This window comes from Bacteroides propionicifaciens DSM 19291 = JCM 14649 (genome assembly GCF_000375405.1).
Classification (GTDB): domain Bacteria; phylum Bacteroidota; class Bacteroidia; order Bacteroidales; family Bacteroidaceae; genus Bacteroides_E; species Bacteroides_E propionicifaciens.
Genome location: NZ_AQWS01000054.1, coordinates 1 through 7,028, shown reverse-complemented (window position 1 = coordinate 7,028; position 7,028 = coordinate 1). Strand labels below are relative to the sequence as shown.

At 36.5% G+C, this 7,028-nt stretch carries 8 protein-coding genes; 2 read left to right on the top strand and 6 right to left on the bottom strand.

The genetic code is table 11. From position 1 onward, the window contains the following. Positions 1 to 102: 102 nt before the first annotated feature. A complete protein-coding gene (gene lptB / locus B091_RS0111255) occupies positions 103 to 858 on the bottom strand; it encodes an LPS export ABC transporter ATP-binding protein (RefSeq protein WP_018110097.1) in 756 nt (251 codons plus the stop codon). Between the two features lie 74 nt (positions 859 to 932). On the opposite strand from lptB, the gene B091_RS0111250 reads away from it, so the two are divergent. Beyond that, entirely contained in the window at positions 933 to 1,676 is a 744-nt protein-coding gene (locus tag B091_RS0111250) for an MlaE family ABC transporter permease (RefSeq protein ID WP_018110096.1), read from the top strand. Next, complete coding sequence (locus B091_RS0111245; protein WP_018110095.1) at positions 1,673 to 2,443, top strand: ABC transporter ATP-binding protein; 771 nt, start codon at positions 1,673 to 1,675, stop codon at positions 2,441 to 2,443. Before B091_RS0111250 ends, B091_RS0111245 begins: the two co-directional genes overlap by 4 nt. Before the next feature lie 15 nt (positions 2,444 to 2,458). On the opposite strand, the gene der is transcribed toward B091_RS0111245, so the two are convergent. From der to B091_RS0111220, 5 genes are all read right to left on the bottom strand, one after another. Further along, entirely contained in the window at positions 2,459 to 3,772 is a 1,314-nt protein-coding gene (der, locus tag B091_RS0111240; protein WP_018110094.1) for a ribosome biogenesis GTPase Der, read from the bottom strand. Positions 3,773 to 3,815: 43 nt separating this feature from the next. Next, on the bottom strand, positions 3,816 to 4,700 hold the full coding sequence (gene era, locus B091_RS0111235; RefSeq protein ID WP_018110093.1) for a GTPase Era: 885 nt from the start codon (positions 4,698 to 4,700) through the stop codon (positions 3,816 to 3,818). A 90-nt stretch (positions 4,701 to 4,790) separates the two neighbouring features. Continuing rightward, the gene (locus B091_RS0111230) at positions 4,791 to 5,792 is read right to left on the bottom strand and encodes a beta-ketoacyl-ACP synthase III (protein WP_018110092.1); all 1,002 of its coding nucleotides are present in this window, start codon (positions 5,790 to 5,792) and stop codon (positions 4,791 to 4,793) included. A gap of 90 nt (positions 5,793 to 5,882) precedes the next feature. After that, complete coding sequence (gene rpmF / locus B091_RS0111225; RefSeq protein ID WP_018110091.1) at positions 5,883 to 6,068, bottom strand: 50S ribosomal protein L32; 186 nt, start codon at positions 6,066 to 6,068, stop codon at positions 5,883 to 5,885. 12 nt (positions 6,069 to 6,080) lie between these two features. Continuing rightward, positions 6,081 to 6,680, bottom strand: a complete 600-nt coding sequence (locus B091_RS0111220; protein ID WP_018110090.1) for a YceD family protein — start codon at positions 6,678 to 6,680, stop codon at positions 6,081 to 6,083. Between the last annotated feature and the right edge of the window lie 348 nt (positions 6,681 to 7,028).

Genomic DNA, 7,028 nt, shown 5'->3' with positions numbered 1-7,028 from the left:
TCAGTTCCTAATTATTTACAAAGAAAGGGTCAGGCTATAACAATAACCCAACCCAAGCTTAATTTACTTACACACTTCCTGAGACAGTGTCTAGAATCACTTCTAACGCTGAAACTCCTTTTTACGGAAAACAAAACTAGTACTTAGATATTTCTCTCTAACAATTTTATTTTCTGCCAAAGCCTCAGGCTCCCCTTGAAATAGAATGCGTCCTTCAAAAAGAAGATACGCACGATCTGTAATACTTAAGGTCTCCTGAACATTATGATCTGTAATAAGAATCCCAATATTTTTATCTTTTAGCTTCCATACAATCTGTTGGATATCTTCAACAGCGATGGGGTCAACCCCTGCAAAAGGTTCGTCAAGCATGATAAACTTAGGATCAATAGCCAAGCATCTAGCAATCTCAGTACGTCTTCTCTCACCACCCGAAAGTTGATTTCCACGGTTTTTACGTACCTTCTGAAGTCTAAACTCGGCAATCAAACTCTCCAGCTTATCTTTTTGATATTCACTGGTAGTCTTAGTCATCTCAAGTACAGCAGCAATATTGTCTTCTACAGTCATCTGACGAAAGACAGACGCCTCTTGGGCCAAATAACCAATACCTGCTCTTGCTCTTTTATAGACCGGGTAATCTGTAATATCAAGATCGTCTAGAAATATTTTTCCAGCATTAGGGGTAATTAGACCTACTGTCATGTAAAATGAAGTAGTCTTACCAGCCCCATTAGGACCTAGCAACCCAACTATTTCTCCTTGCTTGACATTAATCGATACCTGATTAACGACTGTTCGTTTCCCGTACTTTTTTACGAGATTCTCCGAACGCAGTGTCATCCTATGCTCTTCCATACATCTTGATTTTGGGCAAATGTAGTGAAAATAAGATGAAAATGATGTACATTTGCTTATAAATAAAACTAGGTATGTATAAAGGATTATCAATGGTCGGGAGGTATATTCTTCTGATGAAGAGAACTTTCTCTAGGCCTGAAAGAATGAGGATGTTCTTCAAGTCCTACGTTAAAGAGATTGAGCAGCTGGGTGTCAATTCAATTGGTATCGTTCTTCTAATTTCTTTTTTCATAGGAGCAGTAATAACCATTCAAATCAAACTAAACATTGAGAGTGCATGGATGCCACGCTGGACTGTTGGTTATGTAACTAGAGAGATTCTTTTACTAGAGTTTTCATCCGCTATTATGTGTCTAATTCTTGCTGGAAAAGTAGGTTCTAACATTGCCTCAGAAATAGGTACTATGCGGGTTACCCAGCAAATAGATGCACTCGAAATTATGGGAGTCAACCCTGCGAGCTATCTTATACTACCTAAAATTACAGCTATGCTAACGGTTATACCAGCTCTGGTTGTTTTTAGTATTGTTGCAGGTATAGTCGGAGCTTTCGCAACCTGTTGGTTTGGCGGAATAATGACTGCTACGGACTTAGAGTATGGACTACAGTATGGATTTGTCGAGAGTTTTATTTGGACAGGGATTGTCAAGTCACTTTTCTTTGCTTTTATCATAGCCAGTGTGTCTGCTTTCTTTGGATATTCTGTAGAGGGTGGATCAACCGATGTCGGTAAGGCATCAACAGATTCTGTTGTGTGTAGCAGTGTACTCATCCTTTTTGCAGACTTAATTCTTACTAAACTAATAATGGGATGATCGAGATAAAAAACCTAGATAAATCCTTCGGGAATAAAGCAGTACTTAAGAATATAAATATTCTCTTTGAAGATGGTAAAACCAACCTAATCATTGGACAGAGTGGCTCAGGTAAGACTGTACTTATGAAATGTATTGTCGGATTGCTAGAACCTACTTCGGGTGAGATTCTATATGATGGAGTCAACTTTATAAACCTCGACAAAAGAGCAAAGAAGAAGCTTAGAATTAAAATGGGCATGATATTTCAAAGTGCTGCTCTATTCGATTCAATGTCTGTCATGGAAAATGTTATGTTCCCCTTAAATATGTTTTCTAATGACACCTTTAGAGATAAAGTAAAGCGTGCTATGTTTTGTCTTGACAGGGTCAACCTACTAAATGCACGAGATAAATTCCCTGGCGAAATCAGTGGTGGCATGCAAAAACGTGTAGCCATAGCTAGAGCCATTGCTCTTAATCCTAAATACTTGTTTTGTGATGAGCCGAACTCAGGTCTTGACCCAAAGACATCACTAGTGATTGACAAGCTCATACACGATATTACTGTAGAATATAATATGACTACAATAATCAATACCCATGATATGAACTCAGTAATGGGTATTGGTGACAACATTCTCTACATCTACGAAGGTAATGCTGAGTGGACAGGAACCAAAGATGAAATTATTCAATCAGAAAACACTCTGTTGAATGACTTTGTATTTGCTTCCGATCTTTTCAAGAAGATCAAAGAGTATGAAACAAAAAAGGTTGACTATTAAGTCAACCTTTTTCTATTATTTCTGTCTGATAAAGATATTTATTGGATTACCACATAAGTTCCATTTCTCTCTCATCTTATTCTCCAAGAATCTGCGATAAGGTTCCTTGATATATTGAGGAAGATTAGCGAAAAACACAAATGATGGTATCGTCGTATTAGGTAGTTGAGTGACATACTTAATCTTAATATACTTACCCTTGTTTGCTGGTGGTGGATATGCCTCAATAAGTGGCAACATCTCTTCATTCAGCTTAGCTGTAGGTATCTTCATCTTACGATTCGCATAAACATCTCTAGCTTCTTCAAGCACCTTCAAGATTCTTTGCTTGCTTAGAGCAGATGCAAAGATTATAGGGAAGTCAGTAAACGGTGCAAAGCGTTCACGAATAGTTTGCTCAAAAAGCTTAACTGTCTTATCCGTTTTATCTTCTACTAAATCCCATTTATTAACAACAACAACAAGACCTCGGCTATTCTTTTGGATCAAAGAGAATATATTCAAATCTTGTCCCTCAATACCACGTGTTGCATCAATCATCAGGATACAGATATCAGAACTCTCAATAGCACGGATAGAACGAATTACAGAATAGTATTCTAGGTCTTCATGTACCTTGCTTTTTTTACGAATACCAGCAGTATCAACTAAGTAAAAATCAAAACCAAACTTATTGTAGCGAGTATAAATCGAATCTCTTGTTGTTCCAGCCATCTCTGTTACAATATTTCTATCGTGACCGATAAAAGCATTAACAAGTGAAGATTTTCCAGCATTTGGTCGGCCAACTATAGCAAAACGAGGAATATCATCATCGAGAAGTTCCTCGGTATCAGTATTGAAATGAGTAACTATAGTGTCCAAAAGCTCACCAGTACCACTACCAGACATTGCTGAGATACAGTACGGTTCACCCAATCCTAAGCCATAAAACTCAGCCGCGTTGTATTGTAAGTCGAAATTATCAGTTTTGTTGGAAGCCAGAACAACAGGTTTGTTTGATCTACGTAGGATAGAAGCAACTTGCTCGTCCAAATCGGTAATACCATTTTGAACATCAACAACAAATAAAATCACATCAGCTTCTTCAACAGCAACAAGGACCTGTTTGCGAATCTCCTCTTCGAATATGTCGTCAGAGTTGACAACCCATCCACCAGTATCTACTACCGAGAATTCTTTTCCTAACCATTCGGCCTTACCATATTGACGATCACGAGTAGTACCTGCTTCGTCGTTAACAATGGCTCTTCTAGTCTTTGTTAAACGATTAAAAAGTGTTGACTTACCAACATTAGGACGTCCAACTATAGCAACTAAATTTCTCATAGTTTTTATTATTATTCAACCCTTTATGGGCTGCGTTAATTAATTAATCCGGTTGATATCCGAAGTCTTTAAGTCTTTTATCAGAACTTCTCCAGTCTTTATCAACCTTCACAAATGTTTCTAAAAATACAGATTTACCAAAGAAACGTTCAAGCTCTTTTCTTGCTTCTGTAGCAATTTTCTTCAGAGCTTTCCCTTGCTTACCAATTATGATTCCTTTTTGAGAGTCACGTTCAACATAAATCACAGTAGATATCAAAATCTTCTTTTGAGATTCTTTAAACTGCTCTACGATAACCTCGGTAGCATAAGGGATTTCCTTATCATAATATAACAAAATCTTTTCTCTAAGTATCTCAGATACAAAGAAACGAGCAGGTTTGTCAGTCCACTGTTCTTTATCAAAATAAGGAGGGCACTCAGGGAGCAACTCATTAATTCGCTTTAAGATTACATCAACTCCAAAATTAGATTTTGCAGAAACAGGTATAATTTCTGCCTTCGGTAGAAGTTTCTCCCACTGCTCTACTAATCTTATTAATTCATCTTGATTGGAGAGATCAATCTTATTGATAACTACTAGTACAGGTACTTCTAAACCAGCAACTTTCTCAATAAAATCAGCGTTTTTCTCGGCTTGCTCTACAATATCGGTTACATAAAGCAGTACATCAGCGTCAGATAATGCAGATTGAGAAAATTGTAGCATAGACTCCTGAAGCTTATAACTAGGCTTAACTACCCCGGGGGTATCAGAAAAAACAATTTGTGTTTCATCGGTATTATAAATCCCCATAATACGATGTCTTGTTGTTTGAGCCTTAAATGTAGCAATTGAAATTCTTTCACCTACCAATTTATTCATTAGGGTGGATTTACCAACATTCGGATTACCTACTAAGTTGACAAAGCCTGCTTTATGTTTCATAATTCTATTCTTTTAGACAAAAAAACGCATCGAAAAAGATATTAGGATGCGCTTTTAATATTGTCATAGTGATTTTTTTAGTTCACAGTCTTACTCATTTGAATCGTAAGCCCATTTCACATATATAGCACCCCACGTAAATCCAGCACCAAAAGCAGTAAAGATGATATTATCACCCTTCTTAAGCTTCTTTTCATTATCCCATATACATAGAGGCAATGAAGCAGCACTTGTATTACCGTAGTTCTCAATATTAACTAACATTTTTTCGCTAGGTAATTCTAAACGACGAGCAACAGCATCAATGATACGAAGGTTCGCTTGATGAGGAACAACCCAATTAATATTTGATTTATCTAAACCATTTCTTTGAGCAACTTCAGCGCTTACATCAGACATGTTTGAAACAGCATATCTAAATACTGTTTTTCCTTCCTGATAAATGTAATGCATTTTATTGTCAATCGTAAAATAAGATGGAGGGCATACTGAACCACCAGCTTTCATATGTAAGAAAGGTAACCCCTTACCATCGGTTCTTAATATACCATCAAGGATACCAAGTTCTTCAGTTGAAGGTTCAATCATGAATGCCGCAGCACCATCACCAAAGATAGGGCAAGTAGCTCTATCAGTATAATCAACCATAGCTGACATTTTATCAGCACCAATGATAATTGCTTTTTTGTATCGTCCCGAACGGATAAAGTTTGCAGCTGTCTCCATTGCATATAAGAAGCCACTACAAGCAGCTTGAAGATCGTATGCAAATGCATTCTTAAGACCTAGCTTATCGCAAATTATAGAAGCTACTGAAGGGAAATGATAGTCTGGAGTAGAAGTTGCAACAATTACTAAATCGATATCATCGGGATTAGCTTTAGTTTTTCTCATCAATTCACGAGCCGCTTTACGCGACATATATGATGTACCTAAACCCTCTTCACGTAATATTCTTCTTTCTTTAACTCCTATTCGAGTCATAATCCACTCATCGTTGGTATCAACCATTTTAGACAACTCTTCATTGTTTAAAACGTATTCAGGAACATACCCACCAACGCCAGTGATTACTGCATTAAGTTTTTCCATTGACCTAGATTTTAATCATAAATACATATACACAAAATCAGCCAAAAAGCTTAAAGCTTTCAGGCTGTTTAGTATACGTTTGACTCTTTTTTATAGAGCTGCGTCTTTTACGATAGCTACTTTACCTCTGTAGTATCCACATGCACCACACACAGTGTGGAATACGTGCCATTCACCACAGTTTGGACAAATTGCTAAAGTAGGTGCAACAGCTTTATCATGAGTTCTTCTTTTTGCAGTTCTTGTTTTAGACTGTCTTCCTTTTGGATGTGCCATTTTATTATGATTTTAATTATTGTTTAATATTTTCTTTAGTTCATTCCAGCGAGGGTCAGTTTCTTCTTCCCCTTCTTCTGATGAGTCTTCGGTAGCTTCTTGATTACCGCCAGGTAGCACTGCTAAATGCTCTTGAAGCAATTGTTCCATTTCTGGATTACACTCACCTTCTGGATGTATATGTTGAATAGGCAAAGATAAAACTAGTAATTCATACATTGGCCATGAAAGGTCTAGTTTTGTTGAGCCTTCTTCTAAAGTTATATCAAAATCCGATTCTTCATCAGAAACATTTACTATTTCGTCACCAATACGGATATCCTGGCTTAGACGTATCTTAAGAAAATCTTCAGCTGAAACTTCTTCTTGAAGATCACCAAGACATCTATCGCAAGGTAAAGTTATTGATCCTTCAAAATCTAAGCTTAAAATAAACTCATCTTCACTATAGTGATCAATAAGAATATTAACATGTACATCACCTCCAGTAATGAGGGTTTCGTCCGTTTCAAAAGCTTTAAAGAAAACTTCATCAAGTTCATACGTAACCTCTACTCTAGATTGAGTTGGTACTTTAGCTAAGTCGTAAATATAGTTTTTTTCAGTTTTCACTAACTAACTTATTATGTTTTATATTCTTCTAATATAGATATAATTCGGCTGACAAAGGTACAAATAAAATTTGTTTTATGATAGTTTTATTCTTAAATATTCGATTATAAATAACATAAAGTAATGAATGAAAACAGAAATGAGATTAATCATAACACTTTCATCACAAGGGGTTAACTGGATAAATCGATACTTAGATACATACCGATAGTTACAACATCTTATATTATAGAATCTCTAGTATATAAACAAGAAAAGAGAGAGTCATTAGGACTAATCCTATGACTCTCTCTTCTTAAAAAGGCGGCTACCTACTCTCCCACGGGTATGCAGTACCATCGGCGTGAC

Bases quoted from the DNA above. Each gene is read 5' to 3' on its own strand.
- B091_RS0111245 (WP_018110095.1), top strand. From the start codon at position 1,673: ATGATCGAGATAAAAAACCTAGATAAATCCTTCGGGAATAAAGCAGTA.
- lptB (WP_018110097.1), bottom strand. From the start codon at position 858: ATGGAAGAGCATAGGATGACACTGCGTTCGGAGAATCTCGTAAAAAAG.
- B091_RS0111250 (WP_018110096.1), top strand. From the start codon at position 933: ATGTATAAAGGATTATCAATGGTCGGGAGGTATATTCTTCTGATGAAG.
- rpmF (WP_018110091.1), bottom strand. From the start codon at position 6,068: ATGGCACATCCAAAAGGAAGACAGTCTAAAACAAGAACTGCAAAAAGA.
- era (WP_018110093.1), bottom strand. From the start codon at position 4,700: ATGAAACATAAAGCAGGCTTTGTCAACTTAGTAGGTAATCCGAATGTT.
- der (WP_018110094.1), bottom strand. From the start codon at position 3,772: ATGAGAAATTTAGTTGCTATAGTTGGACGTCCTAATGTTGGTAAGTCA.
- B091_RS0111230 (WP_018110092.1), bottom strand. From the start codon at position 5,792: ATGGAAAAACTTAATGCAGTAATCACTGGCGTTGGTGGGTATGTTCCT.